A 20,979-nucleotide genomic window follows, 5' to 3' on the forward strand; every position below is an offset into this window, starting at 1 on the left:
TCAACCGGCTTTCGCAAAATCCGGTTTGCGCTTCTGGCTGAAGGCCATGAAGGCCTCCATCGCCTCGGGACTGCGCATCTGGCTGCCGAAAGCCTCTCCCTCACGCTGCATCAGGGCCCACATCGCCTCGGCATCACGCATCAGGGCCTTGGTCTTGCGGATGGAATTGGGCGCGCGAGCGGCCAGTTTTGCGGCGAGCTCGGCAGCGGTGGCATCGACCTGATCGGCGGCAACTGCCCGGTTGGCCAGGCCCCAGGCCATTGCGGTGCGGCCGTCAATCGGCTCGCCCAGGGCAAAGACCTCGAACGCCCGTTGATGGCCAAGCACCGCGGGCAGCAGCAGCGACGAGGCCGCCTCGGGGGCCAGTGCCAGGTTGACGAAGGGAGCGGACAACAGGGCATCCTCAGCCACCACGACCATGTCGCAATGCAGCAGCAGGGTCAGGCCGATGCCGACCGCCCGGCCCCGCACCGCCGCCACGGCGGGCTTGTCGAGATCGGCCAGGGCACGCAGGAACTGAAACACCGGAGCATCGACCAGCTGGGTCTCCTGCCCGCCGCCGATGGCGATGAAGTCGGCGATGTCGTTGCCTGCGGAAAAGCTGTCGCCCTGGCCCTGGAACAGGATCACGCGCACGGCGTCATCGGTGCGGGCCTGCCGGGTCGCGGCGGCCAGGGCCGAATACATCGCCTGGGTGATGGCGTTCTTCTTGTCTGGCCGGGCCAGGGTGACGGTCAGTACGCCGCCGTCCAGTTGGGTCAGGATATGGTCGCTCACGCCGTCTCTCCGTCGATGATGTCACGGGGCTGGGCCGTGGCGAGCCACCAGTCCACGCCGTCCGCGTCGCGTGTCCGGCTGACCCGGCCCCGCTGTTCCAGATAGTTCAGATGCGCCAGGGCCTCGCCCGTGGCCATGCCCACCACCCCGTCTCCGACAGGGCGGGCGAACAGGGCGGGAAAGACGTCGATGGCGCGGCTGGGCTGGCACAGGGTGCGCTCCAGCCGTTTCAGCGCCGTGTGATGGCCCCGGATCAGGGCGTCCAGCCGGGGCTGCACGCCGATGAAGGGTTCTCCATGCGAAGGCAGGACCAGCAGTTCATCGGGCAGCAGAGCTTTCATCCGCTCCAGCGAAGCCAGCCAGTCGCCCAGGGGATCTGCGTCCGGCTCGGTCGGGAAGACCGAAACATTGGACGAAATGCGCGGCAGGATCTGGTCCCCGCCCAGCAACAGGCCCTGCGCCTCGTTCCACAGACAGGCGTGCTCGGGACTGTGGCCCTGGCCGATCACGACGCGCCAGTCGCCGGTCCCGATGCGGATGACGTCGCCCTCGGACATCCGGCGGAACCCGCTGGGCAGGGGCGCGACGATGCGGCCGAACTGTCCGAACTCGCGCCGCCAGGTCTCGATCCGGTCCGCGTCCCAGCCCGCCGCGCGCAGGAAGGGGACGGCGTCTTCCGGAGCCGGTCGGCCCGTGTCTGCCAGCAGCATCCGGCCAGTGACATACTCCAGTCGTGTCATGACCAGAGGCGCATCGAACCGGGCGCAGAGCCAGCCGGCCAGGCCGATATGATCGGGATGCATATGGGTGCAGATCACGCGGCGGACCGGTCGCCCCTCCAACGGTCCCGCCAGAGCCATGTCCCAGGCGGCGCGCGAATCCGCCAGGTTCACGCCGGTGTCGATCACCGACCAGCCGTCGCCGTCCCGGACGGCATAGACATTGATATGGTTCAGCGACATCGGCAGGGGCAGCCGCAGCCACAGCACGCCCGGCGCGACGGTGACCGCCTGACCCGGCAGCGGCGGATCGCCCAGCGGATAGGTCAGGCCGCGATGGGCCATGGTCGCGATGCCGTCCGGCTGCGCCCCCACCTGTTTCGCCGTGCCCAGACCGTCGGCCAAGTCCGTCTCCAATCGCAACGGTCGGACGATAGCGATTGTGGCGACAACCGTCCACAGCCCGTCACGTTCTTGACCTCAAGGCGGGTGACGGTCACAGGTGAGCCTTCGGATCAGTAGGAGCATCCCCCGTGCTTAATCGCGTCAAAATCGGCATTGTGGCTGCGGCCCTTTTCGCCTGCACCTTCGCCGTTCCGGCGGTCGCCCAGACGACCCGTAACGATGGCGACACGACCCAACCCACCGTCAGCGACGGCCGCAGCCGCGACCGCAACCGTCGCCGCCCTGCTCCTGCGATGACGCCCGAGGAAATGAAGGCGACGGCCCAGACCCAGGCCACCAACGCGGGTCTGTCCTGCCAGGTGATGCAAGCCCAGCTTCTCGGACGCGATGCAGCCGGCAAGGCTCTGTTCGAGGCGGTTTGCGAGTCCGGTCCCGGCTATCTGATCCTGGAAGGCACGCCCCCGATCGCCCAGAGCTGCCTGGAGCTGTCCGCCGCCCAGGAAGCGGCCCTGCGCGCCAACCCCGAGGCCCCTGCGTCGCAACAGTGCGTCCAGCCGCTGAACCTGGATGCCGTTCGCGCCGTGACGCCTCTGGCGCGTGAAGCGGGCGTTCCCTGCACGATCGACGCTGGCCGTGTCGTCGGGGCCGGCGCCCAGGGCCTCGTCTATGAGGCCGGTTGCGCCAACCAGGACGGCTACACCTTCGAGAAGACGGCGACCGGCTGGGAAACCCGCGCCTGCCTGACCTACGCCAACCCCGAGGCCTGCCGGTTCACCACGCCGCAGGAACAGGCCGCCGGCTTTGCGACGAAGCTGGCCGGAACCGCTGCCGCCTCCTGCGACGTCCAGCAGGTCCGCTTCATGGGCCAGAACAGCAATGGCCAGTTCTATGAAGCCAAGTGCGGCGCTGGCGACGGCTATGTCGCCCGCATCGACGCCCAGGGCGTCACGGCGCAGATCTATCCCTGCGCCGAGGCCACCCAGATCGGTGGCGGCTGCACCCTGACCCCGGTCACGGCGCCCGCCGCGGCCGCTGCCCCGGCCGAATAAGGTCCGAAGCGAAGATATGGGTCCGGATGCTCGCATCCGGACCCGTTTCGCTCTAGCGTTTGGCGCATGCGCATCGCCACCTGGAACGTGAACTCCGTCAACGCCCGCCTGCCCACGGTGCTGGAATGGCTTGAGGCGGCCAAGCCCGACGTGGCCTGCTTTCAGGAAATCAAATGCGTGGACGAGAAATTCCCGCGCGAAGCCTTTGAAGCGCTCGGCTACAATGTCGAAACCCACGGCCAGAAAAGCTACAACGGCGTAGCTCTGCTGTCGAAATACCCGGTGTCCGATGTGCGCCGGGGCCTGCCCGGCGACGATACGGACGAGCAGGCGCGCTATATCGAGGCGCTGATAGAGGCTGCCCGGCCGGTGCGTGTCGCCTCCATCTACCTGCCCAATGGCAATCCGGTCGGAACCGAGAAATTCCCCTACAAACTGGCCTGGTTCGAACGGTTGCGGCTTCATGCCGAGGGCCTGCTGAAGCTGGAAGAATCGCTGGCGCTGTGCGGCGACTACAATGTCATTCCCATGCCTGAGGACGCCAAGAACCCGGCCGCCTGGACCGGCGACGCCTTGTTCCAGCCCGAGAGCCGGGCGGCGTTTCGCGCGTTGAAATGGCTGGGTCTCTCTGACAGCCATGAGCTGGGCAAGGAGCCCGCCGGCACCTTTACCTTCTGGGACTACCAGGCCGGAGCCTGGCAGCGGGATCACGGCATCCGCATCGACTTCGCCCTGCTGTCGCCTATGGCCGCCGATCGTTTCCGTGCGATCGAAACGCACCGCGACGCGCGCGATATGGAAAAGCCCAGTGACCACGTTCCCGTCGTGGTCGAGTTGGAGGACTGAAGGCTTGGCCGAGGGGTTCCGCCTTTTCCTGCTGGTCGCCCTGGCGGCGGCGGCCCTGACGACCGGTGCCCTGGCCCTGGCCTGGTGGATGGAGCCGCACCGGAGACTGACCCGCGCGCTTCTGAAATCCCTGGGATCGGTGCCTGAGGCGGAGGCCATCTCGCCCACCGAGGGCCGTGCGGCGGGCCTGGATTTCGACACCGGCCAGATCGCCGTCCTGTGGGGCGGCGGGGCCCACGGCCTGGTCTATGCCTTCGAGGAGATCGAAGGGGCCGAGATCATCGTCGACGGCCATGTCCTGGCCCGCATCCGGCGGGGCGAGCCGCGCCGGGCCCTGGACGTCATGGCCCCCGAAGCCGGTCAGGTGGTGCTGAGGCTGTTGTTCGCCGATGCCCGATATCCGGAGTTCGAGCTGGACCTGTGGAACGCTGTCAGCACGGCCCAGGCCGGGTCTCCGGCTGAGGCGCTGCGGCTGGGACGGCGCTGGCTGTCGCACATCGAGGCGTTGTTGAAGAGCTGACCGCCCTTCCCGCGCCGCGCCTGGGGCGTTAGAAGCCCCCACCCTGTCCTGATTACCGCTTCAAGGAGCCCGCCGTGGCCCGCCTGTTCGACGCCTATGTCATTGCCGACTGGACCGCTGCCGAGGGCAAGAAACTGGGCGACCAGTCCGTCTGGATCGGTGTGGCCAAGCGCGACGTGCGCTTTCGCCTCTATACCGAGACGCACAATGTCGCGACCCGCGCCGAAGGCGAGGCGCTGTTGGCGTCCATCCTGGCCGACCACAGAAAGCGCGGAGACCGCGTTCTGGTCGGGTTCGACTTCAACCTGGGCTATCCGGTCGGCACGGCGGCTCGCCTGGGGCTGAAGGACACGCCCGCCTGGTCCGCCATGTGGAAATTCATCGCCGCCAATGTCGTCGACAAGGCGGACAACACCAACAACCGCTATCAGGTCGCGGCCAAGATGAACCGGCTGATGACCGACGAGGCCTGGCCGCTGTGGGGGGCTCCGGCCAAGCAGACCCAGCGCTGGCTGACCGCCACCAAGCCGCCGCAGGGGTCGGGCGACATCCCCGAGTTCCGCGCCACTGAAATGGCCGCGCGCAAGGGCAAGCTGCAGCCCAAGAGCGTGTGGCAGATGCACGGTGCCGGGGCTGTCGGGGGCCAGACCCTGGTCGGCATCGCCGCCGTGCGACGCCTGCTGGAAACCTGGGGCCCATCTGCGGCGGTCTGGCCGTTCGGCACCGGCTGGCGCGCGCTGGAGGCGGCCGATCTGGAGCCGCTGTCGACCCTGGTGGTCGAGGTCTGGCCGTCGCTTTACGGCGCTGTGCCCGCCGCCGGCGAGTTCAAGGATCAGGCCCAGGTCCGCGTTACCGCCGAGACCCTGGCCAAGCTGGATGAAAAGGGCGACCTGGCCAAGGCCTTCGCCCCGCCCAAGGACGCCACGCCCGAGCTGATCGCCCAGGTCGAGACCGAGGAAGGCTGGATTCTGGGAGTTTAAGGTTCGCCCTCGCCCACGAAATCCTGGGCGAACTCGGGGGTCAGCAGGTCGGCGGGATCCAGGGCGTCCTCGTCGGCATCGCCGCCACGACCGGGGTCGGGCACTTCGAACCCGACTGGGATCGACAGGTCCAGCAGGCCGGCGGATCGCATTTCCTGCACGCCGGGAAGGTCATTCAGGCTGGCCAGGCCGAAATGCTCCAGAAAGCGGTCGGCGGTGCCATAAGTCACGGGCCGACCGGGCGTGCGCCGGCGCCCGCGCAGGCGGACGAAACCCATCTCCAGCAAGAGGTCCAGCGTCCCCCGCGACAGCGAGACGCCGCGCACGCTCTCGATCTCGGCGCGCGTGCAGGGCTGGTGGTAGGCGATGATGGACAAGGTCTCGAGCGCGGCCTTGGACAGCCGGCGCGGCTCCTCGCGTTCTTCCGTCATGAGAAAGGCCAGATCGGCGGCCGTGCGGAACCGCCAGCGGTCGGCCACGCAGTCCAACTCCACCCCCCGCCCCTGATAGCGGGCCTTGAGCCCGACCAGGGCGCGGCCGACATCGGCGCCTTCGGGCAGCCGCCGGGCGATTTCATGGGCAGACAGCGGACCGGCCGCCGCGAACAACAGGGCCTCGACCCGGCGTTCCATCTCCATATCGTCGGGGGCGAAGGTCAGGGGGGCATGGGTCACGGTATCAGCTCCAGCGCCTGGCCCTCGGTGCGTCGCTTCACATAGAGGTCGGCAAAGGCCTCGGCCTGCTGCACGTCCAGTTCGCCCTCCTTGACCAGTTCCAGCCCTGCCGACAGGGTCGAGGCCAGATAGGATGCCTGGGACGGGCCCTGGTCGCCCTTGCGCCAGACCGGGGCGACGCGCTCGATCGGTGTCCATTCCTGAAGCCTGGGCAGGCGGTCGCGGAACCAGTCGCGGGCCGCCTCCAGCGGGAAGGCTTCCACCCTCTGTGACGGGTTATAGCGGCGCTGCTCCTCGCGCCGCCGCTGGACGACATAGGCGGCCATCAGATCATACAGGCTGGCGTCGATGCGGTCGGACGGCACGATCACCGTCGCCTGGGGATCGCCGCGCATGAAGACGTCGCGCTTCAGCTGCGGCCTGGCCAGCAGGGCCTCGGAAGCCTTGCGCATGGCTTCCAGCTTCTGCAGGCGAAAGGCCAGGGCCGCAGCGACCATCTCGGCGGGCGGCTCATCACCCCGGGTCACCTCGTTGCGGGGCAGCAGCAGGCGCGATTTCAGATAGGCCAGCCAGGCCGCCATCACCAGATAGTCGGCGGCCAGCGAGAAATTTCGGCGGCGGGCTTCATGCACGAAGGCCAGATACTGCTCGGCCAGGGTGGTGATCGACAGTTTCAGCAGATCGACCTTCTGCGTCCGCGCCAGCGCCAGAAGGACGTGAAGCGGACCTTCATAACCCTCCAGATCGACCACAAAGGCTTCGGACGGATCGGGGGTGCCGTCCGGATCGGCCTTGAAGTCCAGGGTCGGCTGGAAGTCTTCGCTCATGCGCCCCTCCCCTTCCCCCCTCGCGGGGGAAGGTGGCTCGCGCAGCGAGTCGGATGGGGGGGCTGTGGAGGCACAGGCCGTGTCAGACGGCTGATCAAATGACCGGCCCCGTGAGACACCCCCCATCCGTCAGGCTTCGCCTGCCACCTTCCCCCGCAGGGAGGGAAGGACACCGCTGTCCTCATCCCTGCGCCTCTCCCACATCGGGACCTTTGGCGGCTTCGAGGCGGCCGTCCATCATGGAGGCGAAGCGGGCGCGGGCCCCAACAGCATCCAAGGGTTCCGGCGTATGGACGATGCGGGCCAGGGCCGCGTCGGCACGGCGACGGGCCTTGCCCTTCAGCTTGCCGGTGCCCTCGGCCACCTGGCGCATCTCGTCCAGATCGCCGTTGCAGTGGACCACCAGATCGCAGCCGGCCTTCAGCGCGGCGGCGGCTCGGTCGGTCAAACTTCCGGACAGGGCCTGCATCGTCAGGTCGTCAGACAGGATCAGACCCTGAAAACCCAGCCGGTCCCGCATCAGGCGGATGGCCTTCTTCGAGATGGTCGCCGGGCGCTTGGCGTCGATGGCGGTGAAGACGATATGGGCCGACATGGCGATGGGCATGTCCGACAGGCCCTTGAATGGGGCGAAATCCCAGGCGTCCAGAGTCTCCAGATCCGCGTGGACTTTCGGCAGTTCGCGATGGCTGTCGGCAAAGGCGCGGCCATGGCCGGGCATGTGTTTGATGACCGGCAGCACACCGCCGGCCAGCAGACCCTCGGCCGCCGCACGGCCCAGCTGGGTCACCGTCGCCGGATCGCGGCCATAGGCCCGGTCACCGATGATGTCGTGGGCACCCTGCACAGGAACGTCCAGCACAGGCACGCAATCGATGGTGATACCAACCGCCCGCAGATCATGAGCCATCAGCCGTGCGCCCAGGCGCACCAGCTCGCGCGCCGACAAGGGATCGTTCGTCGCAGCCAGATAGGCCGCTCCCGGCGGATACTTGGGCCAGTGGGGCGGTCCCATCCGCTGGACCCGCCCGCCCTCCTGATCGATCAGGATCGGGGCATCGGGATCATTGATGGCGGCACGCAGCGCAGAGGTCAGGGCCCGGACCTGATCCGGCGTGTCGATGTTGCGCCGAAAGAGGATGAAGCCCCAGGGCCGGACCTCGGCAAAGAAGGCCGCTTCCTCGGGCGTCAGGACCAGGCCAGCACAGCCATAGATGGCGGCGGACGTCACCGGACGATGCAGTCGCCGCCGGAGGCGCGGATGGCCGCGCACATGGCCCGGGCATCCTCGCGGCTCAGGCCCGTGACCGTGGTCCGATAGACCGTCGCACCATTGGACGCCGTGACCTCCTGCACCCGCTTGCCAGCGCCGCGCGTGAACTGCGGATAGCGGCCGGTAATGGCGGCATATTCGCGATCGGCGATGCCGGGGGTGGAAAAGGCTCCGATCTGGACCGAGGCGCTGCCGCCCGCTGCAGGGGCCGGGGTCGGCTCAACCGGAGCGGGAGCCGGCGTCACCGGACGGGGTGTCGGCGCGGGCACGGGCGCAGGCGTGGCAGCCGGGGCCGGGCGCGGGGCCACAGCTTCGGGCGGCGGCACAAAGGTCGGAGCCGTGGTCGGGGCCGGCGCGGGTTCGTACAGGTCCACGCCCTCGGCCGGATCGATCGGCTGGGCGTCGACGGGGGCCTCGACCTTCAGATCGCCGACCGGCGTTCCGACCGCAGGCGGCGCATCCTCGGACGAGCGCAGGCCGGACCGGTAGAACAGCACCACCACCAGAATCAGCACCAGAAGAACGCCGGCGCTGATCAGCAGGGTCACCGGCGGAGCCTTGCCCGCCGGGGCGCGCCGCGCGTCGAAGGCCGAGCGCTGGAACGGCAGATCGTCGGCATCCGGCGGCGTATAGGCCCCGCGCTCACGGCCGCCATCGGGTCGATAGGGATCGTCATGCGACATGAGGGGCTCCGGGCGTCAGTCTGGCGGGCGAATCGGCTTGGCCGATCGTCATCCTACGCCCTTGATCCTGGCGTGAGGATGGCAGGCCGTCGAATCACAGATCGAGAGCCAGGTCGATGGTGAACAGTTTCCGGTGTTCCTCGATCGCGTACCGGTCGGTCATGCCGGCAATATAGTCGCACACGGCCCGGGCCCGGCGCATGTCCACCACCCCCTCGCCCGCCTTGCCCGACCATTCGGGCGGCATGACCTCGGGCTCGGCCATGAACAGCTGGAACATCTCAGCCAGGATGCGCCGCGCCTGGCTGCGCGTGCGATTGACGCGATAGTGGCGGTACATGCGCTGAAACAGAAAGGCCCGCAGCACGCCCAGGTCCGCCAGCATGGTGTCGGAGAACGCGACCAGGGTGCGGCGCGCGCCGCGCACGTCTTCGACCGATCGGATGCCGTCCTCGGCCAGGCGGGCTTCGGTCTGGGCCAGGACGTCCTCCACCATGGCCCCGATCATGCGGCGCACGGCTTCCAGCCGGATCATCCGAGCATCGACATCGGGCCAGTCGCGGCGCGTCTGATGCAGGATCGGCCCGATCAGCGGCACATCGGCCAGATCGTCCAGGGTGAACAGCCCCGCCTGAACACCGTCGTCCACGTCGTGATTGTTATAGGCGATGTCGTCGGCAATGGCGGCGCACTGAGCCTCCAGCGAGGCAAAGCCGCCCAGCTCCAGGTCCCATCCCGCATTATAATCAGCGATCGGCTTCCAGGCCGGGTCACCCAGGCGGTGGGCAACCGGCCCATTGTGCTTGATGACCCCCTCCAGCGTCTCCCAGCTGAGGTTCAGACCGTCGTAGGCCGGATAGCGCTCCTCCAGCCGGGTCACCACGCGGAAGGTCTGGACGTTGTGATCGAAGCCACCCCAGGGGGCCGTGCAGGCCTGAAGCTCGTCTTCGCCCGCATGTCCGAACGGCGGATGGCCCAGGTCGTGAGCCAGGGCGATGGTCTCGGCCAGATCGGTGTCCAGCCGCAGGGCATGGGCCAGCGACCGCGCGATCTGGGCGACCTCCAGGCTGTGGGTCAGGCGGGTGCGGTAGTGGTCGCCTTCATGGGCGACAAAGACCTGGGTCTTTTCCTTCAGGCGGCGAAAGGCGGTGCAGTGGATGATGCGGTCGCGGTCGCGGGCAAAGGCGTTACGGGTCCGGCTGATCGGTTCGGGCACCCGGCGGCCGCGCGAGCGTTCCGGCGTCTCGGCATAGGGGGCGCGTGGGGTGGGCAGGCTCAATTGCGCGTTCCGGCTGGGCAGGCCTTTGCGATCGGCCCTTCCCGCCTCATATAGGGCCCCATGGGCACCGTCCAATCCGCAGACTTTCGCATCGACGCCGCGCCGCGCACTGGCCATGGCCTGACGCTGTCATCGAGTGCCGCCAAACGGCTGGCCGCCCTGGGCGATCTGGAAGGGCATCCGGTCATGCTTCGCGTCGCGGTCGACGGCGGCGGATGTTCGGGCTTTCAGTATCGCTTCGAACTGATCCAGCAGCCCGAAGCCGATGATCTGACGATCCGGACGGACGGTCAGGCCGCGGTCATCGACCCGGTCTCCCTGCCCTTTCTGAAGGGGTCCGAGATCGCCTGGGTCGACGATCTGGCAGGTGCGCAGTTCGTGGTCCGCAATCCCAATGCCGCCTCCAGCTGCGGCTGCGGCGTCAGCTTTTCGATCTGACCGCGTGGCCGCACGCGCACCTCTTCCCCTCGCCGTCGCCGATCTGGTGACCGTGGTCTTCAGCCTGGCCATGGCCTTGGTCGGCGCGTGGGTCGTGTTTGCGGGCCCGACGCAGATGATGCCGGTCCACTGGGGCCCTGACGGCTATGTCGATCGCTGGGGCACGCGGGCCGAGGTCGGAGGGCTGATCCTGATGCTGGGGTTCGCGGCCCTGGCGATCGGTGGCGGCCTGGGTCTGGCGGCACGGCGGGTGTCCGATCCCGCGCGGGCACGGACGCTGCGGATCGGACAGGTGGTGTCGCTGATCGCAATCTCGGCGGTCGCCCTGTTCGCCGGGGCGGCCAGCCTGGGCGGGGCGCAGTCTCTCGCGGGCGCTCTGCCGATGGCGGCGCTCAGCCTGATCTTGCTCGCCGCCGGGGGACTGACGGGCCGGGTCGCACCGAACCGTTGGGTCGGCGTCCGCACGCCCTGGAGCCTGAACAGCCGCATTGCCTGGGCGCGGTCGAACCGTCTGGCGGCGGCCCTGCTGATCCCCATTGGTCTGGGCGGACTGGTCCTGAGCCCTCTCGCACCGCAACCGCTGGGGATGCAGGCCCTTGTCGGCGGCGCGATCCTGGCGGCCATCTGGAGCGTGATCGAGAGCCGCCGTGCCTGGCACAACGACCCGGACCGTCAGCCGCTCTGACAGCCCGTCAGAGCGTTTCCTGGAACCGGACGGCCTCGCCGACGGCACTGCCGACCAACTGTCCATCCCGCATCACGGTCTGGCCCCTCACGATGGTCGCCATCGGCCAGCCCGTGGCCTCGAACCCGTCGAAGGGGGTCCAGCCACAGCGGCTGGCCATGGCGTCGTGGGTGATGGTGCGCCGGGCCTTGAGGTCCACCAGCGTCAGGTCCGCGTCGTAGCCCTCGGCCATCCTGCCCTTTCCGGCGATGCCGAAGACCCGGTTGGCCCCATGGCTGGTCAGGTCGATGAACCGATCCAGCGACAGCCGCCCATTGGCCACATGGGTCAGCATCACCGGCACCAGGGTCTGGACCCCCGGCATCCCCGACGGAGAGGCCGGATAGGGCCGGGCCTTTTCTTCCAGCGTGTGAGGGGCGTGGTCTGAGCCCAGCACGTCGGCCACCCCCTGCTCGATCCCGCGCCACAGGCCGGCGACATGATGGGCGTCGCGGATCGGCGGATTCATCTGAGCCAGACCCTTCAGCCGCTCATAGGCATCGGGCGCGGTCAGGGTCAGGTGCTGGGGCGTGATCTCGACCGTGGCCACATCCTTGTTGTGGGCCAGGAACTCGATTTCCTCGGCGGTCGTCACGTGCAGGACGTGGATGCGCGCGCCGGTCTCGCGCGCCAGGGCCACCAGGCGGCGGGTGGACATGATGGCGCTTTCGGCGTCGCGAACCTCGGGGTGGCTGGTCCAGTCGCCAGTGCGCGCCAGGGGCCGGCGCTCGACCAGGCGGTATTCGTCCTCGGAATGGAAGGTGGCGCGGCGGCGGACATTGCGCAGCACCTCGCGCACCCCATCGTCGTCGGCGACCAGCAGGGTCCCGGTCGAGGCCCCCATGAAGACCTTGACCCCGCAGCAGCCGGGCAGCCGCTCCAGCTCCGACAGGAAGGCCGCGTTCTGATGGGTGCCCCCCATGTAGAAGGCATGGTCGGTCCACATCCGGTGATGGGCGCGCGACAGCTTGTCGGCCAGGGCGTCGGGATCGGTGGTCGTCGGCTCGGTGTTCGGCATTTCGAACACGGCGGTGACGCCGCCCAGGGCTGCGGCCCGGCTGCCGGTCTCGAGATCTTCCTTCCACTCCAGGCCCGGCTCGCGGAAGTGAACCTGGGTGTCGATGACGCCGGGCAGGACGGTCAGGCCGGTCGCGTCCACGACCTCTGCAGCCGAGGCCTGGGACAGATCGCCCACGACCACGATCCGCCCGTCGCGCACCCCGACATCGGCCATGCCCCGCCCGGCATGGTTGGCCACCTCGCCCCCGCGAACGATCAGGTCAAAGGTCTGGGTCATGGAAGGTCCGCAAGAAAAGAGGTCTGGATTGATGGCACCGGGGCGCGATCGCCGAGGCCCCCTGGCATCCTAGCGGCAGTCGCACAGCAGGTCAGGCCGGTTTCTGCGCGCGCTCGGCCAGCAGACGCCGCGCGGCCCTCAACACGCGCTCGGCCGGCAGGTCCATCATGTGCTGGATTTCCTGGTTCAGATTGGGGTCCAGGGCGCGAAACTCGTCCAGGCTGCGCGGCCCGCGCGCGGAGACGCCGCCCCAGGGGCCGGTGATTGTCTCGTCCGAGGGCCCGAAGACGGCGAGCGTCGGCGTACCGGCGGCGACGGCCAGCTGGGTCCACAGGGAATCGCCGCCGACATACAGATCGGCACGGGACAGGGCGGCGACGGTCTGCAGAGGGGTCAGACGTCCCTGCGCCTCGATCACGCGGTTGCGGGCGACGGCAAAGCGGACGGTGTGGGCTTCATCCCGATCGGCCTCAGCCCCGACAAACAGCAGCCGCCCCCCGGCCAGCGGCCCATCATCGCCCAACAGGGCGGCTGCGACCTTGGCATAGCGTTCGGCCGGCCAGCGCTTGCCCAGCCAGTCGACCCCGACCCCGATCGCGAGGATCGGCCGCCCATCGGGGCGCACCAGGGCATCGGCCGCCGCAAAGGTCTCGGGACCGACAGCCAGGCGCGGCGGCGGGACTTCATCCAGTTGCAGCACACGGGCGGCGGCCTGAACGGCATGCTCACCCGGCACCGGCGCGCCGCGCACGGCCCGCTTGTGCCGCCGCAACCGCCCGGACAGGGTCGTGCCGCGCATGTCGACGATCAGGCCCCAATGCGTCGCGCGCAGGTCGTTCCACAGCCGTATCCAGTCCAGCCGGGTCTCACGCTCCAGGACCAACAGCCGCTGAAGGCGCGGCGTATCGGCGAACAGAGGCGCACTGTCCGGCGACCCGACCACGGTGAACACCGCCTCGGGCATGGCCTGGACCAGATAGTCGAGCACGCCGCTGGACAGCACGGCAGCCTCGGGCTGGGCTTCGGTCAGATAGAGGATGGGAAAACGGCCCGGCATCGATTGATCGTATACGGATTCTAGGATCAGTTTGTTGGCATCTTGATCGGCCGCCATCAACTGGACCCGGCAGCGTGTTGCTCCTACGCTGTGGGCCCGCTGAATCCGGAAGCTGCTCCTGTCCCGATCCGAACCCTCCGCCCTGCCCCTGCTGCCGGATCGCGACTGCGGGGGATGCGTCGAATGCTGCCGGGTGATCCCCCTCGACCTGCCTGAGCTGGCCAAGCCGACGGGCGAGCTGTGCGCCTATTGCGTCGAGGGTGCCGGATGCGGGGTCCATGCCATCCGGCCGCAGACCTGCCGGACCTGGTTCTGCCTGTGGCGGGTGATCGAACTGTCGGACGACTGGCGGCCCGATCGCAGCGGCATCGTCGTTCGGCCCGACGGTTTGGAGACGGGCGAGATCACCCTGTACGTCGTGCGCCGCACCGATTTTCTGACCTCGATGGAGGTTTTCGGCGTCGTTGCCGGCTGGATCGCACAGGATGTCGACGTGGCCCTGAGCGTGCCCGGACCGGTCGGCACCTATCCGGCGCGGGCGGTGGTCACCGACTGGTTGCGGCCGGCGGTCGAGGCGGGGGATCGGGACGACTTCAACCGGCGGGTCGCCGCGTCCCTCGATCGATTGGAGCAGCATGACTGGCAGGCCGACGGCATCACCGCGCGATATGCCGTTCACATCGCCTGACGCGGCGCTTGGTAGGAGGGCCGAGGCCCCCTAACTAAAGGCCATGACGCTGCATATCGCCCGCCTTACCAGCCGTGCCCTGATCCATGTCGGGGGCCCCGATGCGCGCGCGTTTCTGCAGGGGCTTCTGACCCAGGATGTCGAGACATTGGGCGCGGGCCAGGTGCGGTTCGCAGCCCTGCTGTCGCCACCCGGCAGGGTGCTGTTCGACCTGTTCGTCTGGGGCGGGAACGATGCCTTCATCCTGGATGTCGCGGCCGACCGGCGCGAGGCCCTGATGGCGCGGCTTTCGATGTACAGGCTGCGGGCTCAGGTCGAAATTGCCGCCGATGATCGGGGAGTCTGGGCCAGCTGGCCCGGCGTGGCCGAGGGTTTCGTGGCCGATCCGCGTCTTGCGGCCCTGGGCGGACGCGGCCTGAATACCGAGACCGCATCGAACGCCGTCGAGGCTGACTATCATACCCATCGCCTGACCGTCGGCGTGCCCGACCCGGATGCCGACGTGGGATCGGACCGCACCTATCCGATCGAGGCGAATTTCGACCTGCTGAACGGCATCGATTTCCAGAAAGGCTGCTTCGTCGGCCAGGAAACGACGTCGCGGATGAAGCGGCGCGGTGCCATCCGCAACCGGATGCTGCCCCTGGCCGTCGACGGTGCAGTTCCGCCATCCGGCAGCGAGGTGCTGAACGGCGACCTGCGCGCCGGTGAAATCCGCACCGGCATCGATGGCGAAGCCATGGCCCTGGTTCGGCTGGACCGGCTCGACGGCGCGCTCAGCGTTGACGGAAAGACAGCGCATATCCGCAGGCCCGACTGGATGACGGAATAACCGGGCAGGACGGTGCGCCCCCGACGGCCATGGGGCGACAACGCGTGTCGAGCAGCGTCGGGGCAAGGGCTCAGGCCGCCGACAAGGCTTTGACCCCCTCACGCTCGCCTATCCCGCAGCGCCCATGGTAGGCCAAGGCGACCCGGCCCCGTCCCTGTGGCTGCTCAGCCTAATGAAGTGATCGCCTCGTGATGAACCTTCGGTCCGCCGCCGACTGTCGATGGGATGCCGTCGCCCTGGGCGAGGTGATGCTGCGGCTCGATCCCGGCGAAGGGCGCATCCGCTCGGCGCGGACGTTCCAGGTCTGGGAGGGCGGCGGCGAGTACAATGTGGCTCGGGGCCTGGCCTCTACCTTCGGCCTGCGGACGGCGGTGGTTACCGCCCTGCCCCGCAATCCCATGGGCGAACTGTGCGCGGCGATGATCCGCGAAGGCGGCGTCGACACCGGCCATGTCGTCTGGCGCGAGGCCGACGGGATCGGGCGGAACACTCGGATGGGCCTGAACTTCACTGAGCGCGGCTTCGGGTCCCGACCGGCCTTGGGCGTATCGGACCGGGCCAATTCCGCGGCATCGCAGCTGCGCCCGGACGAAATCGACTGGGACGCCCTGTTCGGTGGCGAGGGTGTGCGCTGGCTTCATACCGGAGGAATCTTCGCCGCCTTGTCGCAGACGACGGCAGGGACGACCGTGGCCGCGATCCGGGCCGCGAAACGGCATGGCGTCATCGTCTCCTACGATCTCAACCACCGGGCCAGCCTGTGGTCCAGCCACCCCGATCCGGATGCGGCCCAACGGGTCAATCGCGAGATCGCCGGTTTGGTCGATGTGCTGATCGGCGACGAATATGCCTATGCGGCCTGTCTGGGGATCGAGACGCCGGACCGCCGGGCCGATCCGGCCGATGCGGCGCCGTTCGATGCCCTGGTGGCGCGGCTGGCGGGCGAGTTGCCGAACATCGGCGTCTTTGCCGCCACCCTGCGCGATCCGGTCTCGGCCTCTATCAATCGCTGGGGCGCGGTGATGTGGGCGGATGGCGAGCGCTACGCCACGCCCGTGCGCGAGATCGCCATCCTGGATCGCGTCGGCGGAGGCGACGGCTTTGTGGCAGGGCTCGTCCACGGCCTGATGACCGGGCTGGAACCGCAGGCGGCCCTGGAACAAGGCGTCGCCCACGGTGCCCTGGTCATGACCACGCCCGGAGACAATGCCATGACCGATCTGGACGAGGTTCGGGCCCTGGCCAACGGCGCGAGCGGGGCGGCCCGGCGTTAGCTCCGGCTAGCGCGTGACGACGTCGCGGTGCATGGGGGCCAGGCGCGCCAGCAGGCGGTTCTGGGTATGGAAGGGAATGCCCTCGGCCGTCATCGCATCCTGAAGGTGCTCGACCAGGATGCCGAAATCCGACGGCTGCAGTCCCAGTTCGTCATGGGCATCCGCCATCGACCGGCCGGTATAGGCGCAGCCTCCACCCAGGATGTAGCAGAACTGTTCCTTCAGCGTGCGGCGCAGGCGCACCATGTCCGTGGCGACAAAGATCCCCGCCGTCCGCGGATCGGCCACAGTCCGGTCCAGCATGTCGTCGACGATACGGCCCACGCCGTCGGCGCCGCCAAAGGCCGCATACATGGCTCCGCCCGCAAAGGGATCGGCGTCGGCATTGGCGTCGGAGACGACATAGGGGTCGACGGGCTCCTCGCCCGCACGGTGGTGGGGCAGGTCCTGGGCCATGGCCGGCAGGGCGATGGCTGTCAGGGCAGCGGCAAGTGCGATGCGAACGATCATGATCAGAATCCCGCCTGGATGGACAGATACAGCCCACGCTGGTCTTCGAAGGTGACAATGGAGCCCAGGTCGGCCCAGGCCGCGGTCACGGACAGGTTCTTGTTGATCGCCCAGGCGGCATAGATGTCCATCCAATCCTCTTCCTCGGCAAAGGACAGGTTGTCGGGCTTGGTGCGGTATTCGGCACCGATGACCAGGTTGCGATTGACCAGCCAGCCGACCGAACCCTCGAACTGCAGCGAAGGATCGCCCTCGGCGTCGCCGCCGAAGCCCAGCAGGCCGGTCTGATTGGCCTCGGTCCAGCGCAGGGTGCCGTTGACCAGCAGGCTTTCGGCCAGGAACAGCTTGGTCGCGGCGACATAGAGGTCGACACCCTCGTCGTCCTGGCCACCCACGGCGGCGATGACCGCCCCCTGATCGTTGGTCTTGTACTGAACCCCCACCGCGATCTGCGGCATCCAGGTGTCCTGGCCATAGACGGCATCGCCCAGGACGCGGACCTTCAGGCCATAGACATCCTGGGTGAAGGTGAAGCCAGACCCCAGACCCAGCAGGGCTCCGGTGTCCTGGGTGTCGAACTCCTGTCGGGCCGCGGACAGTTCCACCCGATCCCACAGGCCGATGGCCACGCCCGCCGAGCGGAACTCGTAATCCGGCAGATCGACCCAGGTGGCGTGGACATTGGCCCCGATGCCGTCCCCGGCACCATAGCCCGTCGTGACCGCCCAGGTGGCCAAGCCGCCGCCGCCCGCGCCCTCGATACTGGACACGCCGCCGGTCAGCAGCAGCTTTCCGCCAGGACGGGATTCGGGGATCCAGTCGGCCATCTGTGCCGTGGCGGACTCCGCCATAGCCGTTGTCACCACCAGGGCGGCCAGCCCTGCCAAGGTCGAATTCATGGTCATCTCCCCGATCGCGACCTCGCGATCCGCCACAGGGGAGGTGGCATTCACAAGGTTAACCTCACGTAAAGCCTACGACACAGCCAAAAGCTGCGACCCCACCTCAATCGCGGCTAGGTAGAACTCTGATTTAGCTGTCCTTTAAGACTGTAGCGGTAAAGGTTGCATATGCGCCTCCTGCTCGCCCTTCTCATGATGACAGCGTTGGCCACAGCCGCGCACGCCGGTGACCTGACGGTCAGTGTCCGTGATGCGGCCGGAAGGCCGGTCAGGGATGCCGTGGTCACTGTGCACCCGGCGTCCGGCATTCCGCCTGGACCCATCCGGTTTTCCTGGCCCCTGCGGATGACGCAGCAGGACATCCAGTTCGATCCCTATGTGCTGGTCGTGCCGGTCGGCGGGACGGTCAGCTTTCCCAATCTGGATCGCGTGCGGCACCAGGTCTATTCCTTCTCGCGCGGCAACCGGTTCGAGATCGAACTTTATGGCCGGGACGAGACCCGCACCCACACCTTCCGCACCCCAGGCGTGGCAGCTCTGGGCTGCAACATCCACGATCAGATGCTGGCCTATATCCGCGTGGTTGACACGCCGTGGGCGATGAAGACGCCGGTCTCGGGCGACGTCGTCCTGCGCGGCGTGCCGGCAGGTTCGGCCACTTTGAAGATCTGGCACCCGCGTCTGGCCGGACGCGGCAATGAAATGTCGCGCACCATCACGGTGACCGCCGCTGCCGGTCGCCAGACGATCAGCGGCGACTTCACCGCTCGCGCTGCGGTTCGCTGACCGCCATGCTGAGCCGCCTGCGCCAGGCCCTTGACCGCATAAGCCTGCCCCCAGCCCTGGCCGCGCGCATGAATTTCACGCGGCTGCGGACCAAGCTGACCGTGCTCTACATGGGGCTGTTCGGCGTGGCGCTGATGCTGGTGGCGCTGGCTGTCGTCACGGCGGTGACCGACAGTGCGCGGCGTGTTGTGCGCAATGAACTGATTGCCTCGGGTGCAGTCTATGGCCAGGTCTGGGCATCGCGCTCGGACCAACTGCGGCAGGGGGCATCGGTCCTGGCTCAGGACTATGGCTTTCGCGAAGCGGTAGCCACAGGCGACGAGGCGACCGTGCGATCGGCGCTCGACAATTTGCGCGATCGTCAAAGGGTCGAGGGTGCCCTCATCCTGGGCGTTGACGGCTATGTGACGGCGGCGGGTCTGTCGCTTGACGACGCGACCATCGATACCCTTTGGACCGGGCTGGATTCCGGGACGGTCGACTCGGGCGTGCTGAGCATCGCCGGCCAACCCTACAAGGTGGTTGCCGCGCCGGTCCTGGCCCCGATCCTGATAGGATGGGTCGTCTTTGTGGAGCCCATGGACGGTGCCCACATGCGGCAGCTGGAGGCCCTGTCCTCGATCCCGCTGTCGGCGGCGGTGGCCACGCGCGGCCAGGACGGCTGGCAGGGCCGGGCCGATATCCGGCGCGCGATCGAGACCGGCTTGGCAGGCGGCGGCCTCGTTCCGGGCACGGCACGCACGGACCAGGGCGAGTCGATGGTGCTGGCGCGGGCCCTGCCGAGTTTCGACACACAGTCGCCGGCCGCGCTGGTGCTGACCTATCCCCTCAGCAAGGCAATGAAGCCGTATGAGGCCATGTTCATCTGGCTGGGCGTGATCGGCCTGGCGGGCCTGGCCATGCTGGCGGGCGGGACCTGGGTCCTGGCGCGCGGGGTGACCGAGCCGATCATGGCACTGGACGATGCGGTACACCGCCTGCAGCAAGGAGACCACGCCGTGGTGGCCGTGACGTCCGCCGACGAAATCGGACGTCTGGCCCAAAGCTTCAACGCCATGGCCGGGGACATTCGCGACCGCGAGGCGCGCCTGACGCACATGGCCCTGCACGACCAGGAAACCGGCCTGCCCAACCGGCTGGCGCTGGAGCGACGGGCCGCCAAGGTCGAGGATGGCTATCTGATCCTGTTCGGGATCGAGCGGTTCAATGTGGTGCGTAATGCCATCGGATATGATTCCGCATCGCGCCTGATCGCCACCCTGGGCGCGCGGCTGTCGACCCTGGCAGACGGGGCACCGGTCAGCCGGATCAGCGCGGGCATTCTGGGCGTGGCCATCAGCGCCCCTGACGCCGAAACGGCTCTGGCCGAGGCTGAGCGCATGACCGCACAGGCCGAGGCCCCCATCCTGCTGGACGGTGCTCCGATCGACATTGCGGTGACGGCGGGTGTGGCCATTGCGGCAGAGGCTCCGGTGGGAACGGCCTCGCCCATCGACCGCGCCGCCATTGCCGTGGACCAGGCACGCGGCCTGCGCTGCAAGGCTGCCCTGTTCGACGCGGGCCTGTACGGCGATCCGGGCGGCAATCTGTCCCTGATCAGTGACCTGATGGCGGCCATGCGGAACGGTGAGTTCAGCCTGGCCTATCAGCCCAAATACGACCTGCGCGAGGACCGCATCACCGGCGTCGAGGCCCTGGCCCGTTGGACGCACCCGCGCCGAGGTTTCGTCTCGCCTGATCTGTTCATCGGCATGGCCGAGGAAACCGGCCACATCCGCCCGCTGACCGAATGGATCATCAAGCGGGCGATCGCGGACCAGGCGCTGATGTCTCAGGCTGGTCACCCGATGATGATCTCGGTCAACATCTCGGGCCGCCTGCTGTCGGACAGCGACTTCGCCGCCTTTGCCCTTGACCAGGTGACCACATCGGGCGCGGAGCTTTGTTTCGAGATCACCGAGACGGCGGTGATGGAAAACCCCGAAAAGGCCTTGGCCATCATCGACCGCTTCACGGCGGCCGGTATCGCCGTATCGATCGATGACTATGGCTCGGGCCTGTCGTCCCTGGCCTATCTGAAGCAGATCCGCGCGGACGAACTGAAGATCGACAAGGCCTTCATCCTGTCGCTGGACGAGAGCGCGCGCGACGCCCTGTTGGTGAAATCAACCATCGACCTTGCCCACAGCCTGGGTCTGAAGGTCACGGCCGAGGGCGTCGAAACCCCCACCGCCCTGGCCCTGTTGCGTGGCATGGGGTGCGACATCGCCCAGGGCTATCTGATCGGTCGCCCGATGCCGTTGGCCGCCCTGCTGGAGCAGGTGCGTACACCCGCTCAGTCCGATCTGACCGCCGGCGCCGCATCGAAACCCTCAAGAGCCCGCCGTTCGGCCTGACAGACGTGGCAGGTGGTGGACCTGTGCGCCGCGGGCCGATACA

Annotated in this window: 22 protein-coding genes; 11 read left to right on the top strand and 11 right to left on the bottom strand. The window is 68.1% G+C overall.

Annotated elements, in window-relative coordinates:
* Together JIP62_RS04940 and JIP62_RS04945 are read right to left on the bottom strand one after the other, a co-directional pair.
* Positions 1-777 (bottom strand): enoyl-CoA hydratase, encoded by a 777-nt coding sequence (locus JIP62_RS04940; RefSeq protein WP_201103797.1) that lies wholly within the window; start codon positions 775-777, stop codon positions 1-3.
* Positions 774-1,901, bottom strand: coding sequence for an MBL fold metallo-hydrolase (locus JIP62_RS04945; protein WP_407932728.1), 1,128 nt, complete (start codon positions 1,899-1,901; stop codon positions 774-776). The genes JIP62_RS04940 and JIP62_RS04945 overlap by 4 nt, the downstream gene beginning before the upstream one ends.
* A 128-nt stretch (positions 1,902-2,029) precedes the next feature.
* Here JIP62_RS04945 and JIP62_RS04950 point away from each other — a divergent pair, with 128 nt between their 5' ends.
* From JIP62_RS04950 to JIP62_RS04965, 4 genes are all read left to right on the top strand, one after another.
* Positions 2,030-2,950 carry a hypothetical protein gene (locus JIP62_RS04950; protein ID WP_201103798.1) on the top strand — a complete coding sequence of 307 codons (921 nt, stop codon included), beginning with the start codon at positions 2,030-2,032 and terminating at the stop codon, positions 2,948-2,950.
* A 66-nt stretch (positions 2,951-3,016) separates the two neighbouring features.
* Entirely contained in the window at positions 3,017-3,796 is a 780-nt protein-coding gene (xth, locus tag JIP62_RS04955) for an exodeoxyribonuclease III (protein ID WP_201103799.1), read from the top strand.
* 4 nt (positions 3,797-3,800) lie between these two features.
* A complete protein-coding gene (locus JIP62_RS04960) occupies positions 3,801-4,316 on the top strand; it encodes a hypothetical protein (protein ID WP_201103800.1) in 516 nt (171 codons plus the stop codon).
* A gap of 74 nt (positions 4,317-4,390) precedes the next feature.
* A complete protein-coding gene (locus JIP62_RS04965) occupies positions 4,391-5,296 on the top strand; it encodes a cobalamin biosynthesis protein CbiG (RefSeq protein ID WP_201103801.1) in 906 nt (301 codons plus the stop codon).
* On the opposite strand, the gene scpB is transcribed toward JIP62_RS04965, so the two are convergent.
* From scpB to JIP62_RS04990, 5 genes are all read right to left on the bottom strand, one after another.
* The gene (gene scpB, locus JIP62_RS04970) at positions 5,293-5,934 is read right to left on the bottom strand and encodes an SMC-Scp complex subunit ScpB (protein WP_201104584.1); all 642 of its coding nucleotides are present in this window, start codon (positions 5,932-5,934) and stop codon (positions 5,293-5,295) included. The two genes, JIP62_RS04965 and scpB, sit on opposite strands and share 4 nt — an antisense overlap.
* A 32-nt stretch (positions 5,935-5,966) precedes the next feature.
* The gene (locus JIP62_RS04975; RefSeq protein ID WP_201103802.1) at positions 5,967-6,797 is read right to left on the bottom strand and encodes a segregation and condensation protein A; all 831 of its coding nucleotides are present in this window, start codon (positions 6,795-6,797) and stop codon (positions 5,967-5,969) included.
* A 181-nt stretch (positions 6,798-6,978) separates the two neighbouring features.
* A complete protein-coding gene (gene nagZ / locus JIP62_RS04980) occupies positions 6,979-8,028 on the bottom strand; it encodes a beta-N-acetylhexosaminidase (RefSeq protein WP_201103803.1) in 1,050 nt (349 codons plus the stop codon).
* Positions 8,025-8,753: an SPOR domain-containing protein gene (locus JIP62_RS04985; RefSeq protein WP_201103804.1), complete on the bottom strand. Its 729-nt coding sequence runs from the start codon at positions 8,751-8,753 to the stop codon at positions 8,025-8,027. The genes nagZ and JIP62_RS04985 overlap by 4 nt, the downstream gene beginning before the upstream one ends.
* A gap of 94 nt (positions 8,754-8,847) precedes the next feature.
* Positions 8,848-10,032: a deoxyguanosinetriphosphate triphosphohydrolase gene (locus JIP62_RS04990; protein ID WP_230974869.1), complete on the bottom strand. Its 1,185-nt coding sequence runs from the start codon at positions 10,030-10,032 to the stop codon at positions 8,848-8,850.
* Positions 10,033-10,092: 60 nt separating this feature from the next.
* On the opposite strand from JIP62_RS04990, the gene erpA reads away from it, so the two are divergent.
* Together erpA and JIP62_RS05000 are read left to right on the top strand one after the other, a co-directional pair.
* A complete protein-coding gene (gene erpA, locus JIP62_RS04995; protein WP_201103806.1) occupies positions 10,093-10,470 on the top strand; it encodes an iron-sulfur cluster insertion protein ErpA in 378 nt (125 codons plus the stop codon).
* Between the two features lie 4 nt (positions 10,471-10,474).
* Entirely contained in the window at positions 10,475-11,155 is a 681-nt protein-coding gene (locus tag JIP62_RS05000; RefSeq protein WP_201103807.1) for an SdpI family protein, read from the top strand.
* 7 nt (positions 11,156-11,162) lie between these two features.
* Here the strand turns inward: JIP62_RS05000 and JIP62_RS05005 are convergent, their stop codons facing one another.
* Both JIP62_RS05005 and JIP62_RS05010 read right to left on the bottom strand, forming a co-directional pair.
* The gene (locus JIP62_RS05005; RefSeq protein ID WP_201103808.1) at positions 11,163-12,491 is read right to left on the bottom strand and encodes a dihydroorotase; all 1,329 of its coding nucleotides are present in this window, start codon (positions 12,489-12,491) and stop codon (positions 11,163-11,165) included.
* Between the two features lie 91 nt (positions 12,492-12,582).
* Entirely contained in the window at positions 12,583-13,548 is a 966-nt protein-coding gene (locus JIP62_RS05010) for a glycosyltransferase family 9 protein (RefSeq protein WP_201103809.1), read from the bottom strand.
* A 193-nt stretch (positions 13,549-13,741) separates the two neighbouring features.
* On the opposite strand from JIP62_RS05010, the gene JIP62_RS05015 reads away from it, so the two are divergent.
* From JIP62_RS05015 to JIP62_RS05025, 3 genes are all read left to right on the top strand, one after another.
* Positions 13,742-14,236, top strand: coding sequence for a hypothetical protein (locus JIP62_RS05015; RefSeq protein WP_230974870.1), 495 nt, complete (start codon positions 13,742-13,744; stop codon positions 14,234-14,236).
* Positions 14,237-14,279: 43 nt separating this feature from the next.
* Entirely contained in the window at positions 14,280-15,068 is a 789-nt protein-coding gene (gene ygfZ / locus JIP62_RS05020; protein WP_201103810.1) for a CAF17-like 4Fe-4S cluster assembly/insertion protein YgfZ, read from the top strand.
* Positions 15,069-15,259: 191 nt separating this feature from the next.
* On the top strand, positions 15,260-16,342 hold the full coding sequence (locus JIP62_RS05025; protein WP_201103811.1) for a sugar kinase: 1,083 nt from the start codon (positions 15,260-15,262) through the stop codon (positions 16,340-16,342).
* A gap of 6 nt (positions 16,343-16,348) precedes the next feature.
* Here the strand turns inward: JIP62_RS05025 and JIP62_RS05030 are convergent, their stop codons facing one another.
* Positions 16,349-16,852, bottom strand: a complete 504-nt coding sequence (locus tag JIP62_RS05030) for a group I truncated hemoglobin (RefSeq protein WP_201103812.1) — start codon at positions 16,850-16,852, stop codon at positions 16,349-16,351.
* Positions 16,853-16,854: 2 nt separating this feature from the next.
* Positions 16,855-17,751: a DUF3034 family protein gene (locus tag JIP62_RS05035; protein ID WP_201103813.1), complete on the bottom strand. Its 897-nt coding sequence runs from the start codon at positions 17,749-17,751 to the stop codon at positions 16,855-16,857.
* Between the two features lie 171 nt (positions 17,752-17,922).
* Here JIP62_RS05035 and JIP62_RS05040 point away from each other — a divergent pair, with 171 nt between their 5' ends.
* Both JIP62_RS05040 and JIP62_RS05045 read left to right on the top strand, forming a co-directional pair.
* Positions 17,923-18,540, top strand: a complete 618-nt coding sequence (locus tag JIP62_RS05040; protein WP_201103814.1) for a cupredoxin domain-containing protein — start codon at positions 17,923-17,925, stop codon at positions 18,538-18,540.
* A gap of 5 nt (positions 18,541-18,545) precedes the next feature.
* A complete protein-coding gene (locus JIP62_RS05045; protein WP_201103815.1) occupies positions 18,546-20,936 on the top strand; it encodes a putative bifunctional diguanylate cyclase/phosphodiesterase in 2,391 nt (796 codons plus the stop codon).
* Positions 20,937-20,979 lie beyond the last annotated feature (43 nt).

The organism is Brevundimonas vitisensis (assembly GCF_016656965.1).
Lineage (GTDB): Bacteria > Pseudomonadota > Alphaproteobacteria > Caulobacterales > Caulobacteraceae > Brevundimonas > Brevundimonas vitisensis.

Excerpts from the sequence above, each read along its gene's own strand:
- xth (WP_201103799.1), top strand. The coding sequence starts at position 3,017 with ATGCGCATCGCCACCTGGAACGTGAACTCCGTCAACGCCCGCCTGCCC.
- scpB (WP_201104584.1), bottom strand. The coding sequence starts at position 5,934 with ATGGAGATGGAACGCCGGGTCGAGGCCCTGTTGTTCGCGGCGGCCGGT.
- JIP62_RS04975 (WP_201103802.1), bottom strand. The coding sequence starts at position 6,797 with ATGAGCGAAGACTTCCAGCCGACCCTGGACTTCAAGGCCGATCCGGAC.
- JIP62_RS04985 (WP_201103804.1), bottom strand. The coding sequence starts at position 8,753 with ATGTCGCATGACGATCCCTATCGACCCGATGGCGGCCGTGAGCGCGGG.
- erpA (WP_201103806.1), top strand. The coding sequence starts at position 10,093 with ATGGGCACCGTCCAATCCGCAGACTTTCGCATCGACGCCGCGCCGCGC.
- JIP62_RS05005 (WP_201103808.1), bottom strand. The coding sequence starts at position 12,491 with ATGACCCAGACCTTTGACCTGATCGTTCGCGGGGGCGAGGTGGCCAAC.
- JIP62_RS05010 (WP_201103809.1), bottom strand. The coding sequence starts at position 13,548 with ATGCCGGGCCGTTTTCCCATCCTCTATCTGACCGAAGCCCAGCCCGAG.
- ygfZ (WP_201103810.1), top strand. The coding sequence starts at position 14,280 with ATGACGCTGCATATCGCCCGCCTTACCAGCCGTGCCCTGATCCATGTC.
- JIP62_RS05025 (WP_201103811.1), top strand. The coding sequence starts at position 15,260 with ATGAACCTTCGGTCCGCCGCCGACTGTCGATGGGATGCCGTCGCCCTG.
- JIP62_RS05030 (WP_201103812.1), bottom strand. The coding sequence starts at position 16,852 with ATGATCGTTCGCATCGCACTTGCCGCTGCCCTGACAGCCATCGCCCTG.
- JIP62_RS05035 (WP_201103813.1), bottom strand. The coding sequence starts at position 17,751 with ATGAATTCGACCTTGGCAGGGCTGGCCGCCCTGGTGGTGACAACGGCT.
- JIP62_RS05040 (WP_201103814.1), top strand. The coding sequence starts at position 17,923 with ATGCGCCTCCTGCTCGCCCTTCTCATGATGACAGCGTTGGCCACAGCC.
- JIP62_RS05045 (WP_201103815.1), top strand. The coding sequence starts at position 18,546 with ATGCTGAGCCGCCTGCGCCAGGCCCTTGACCGCATAAGCCTGCCCCCA.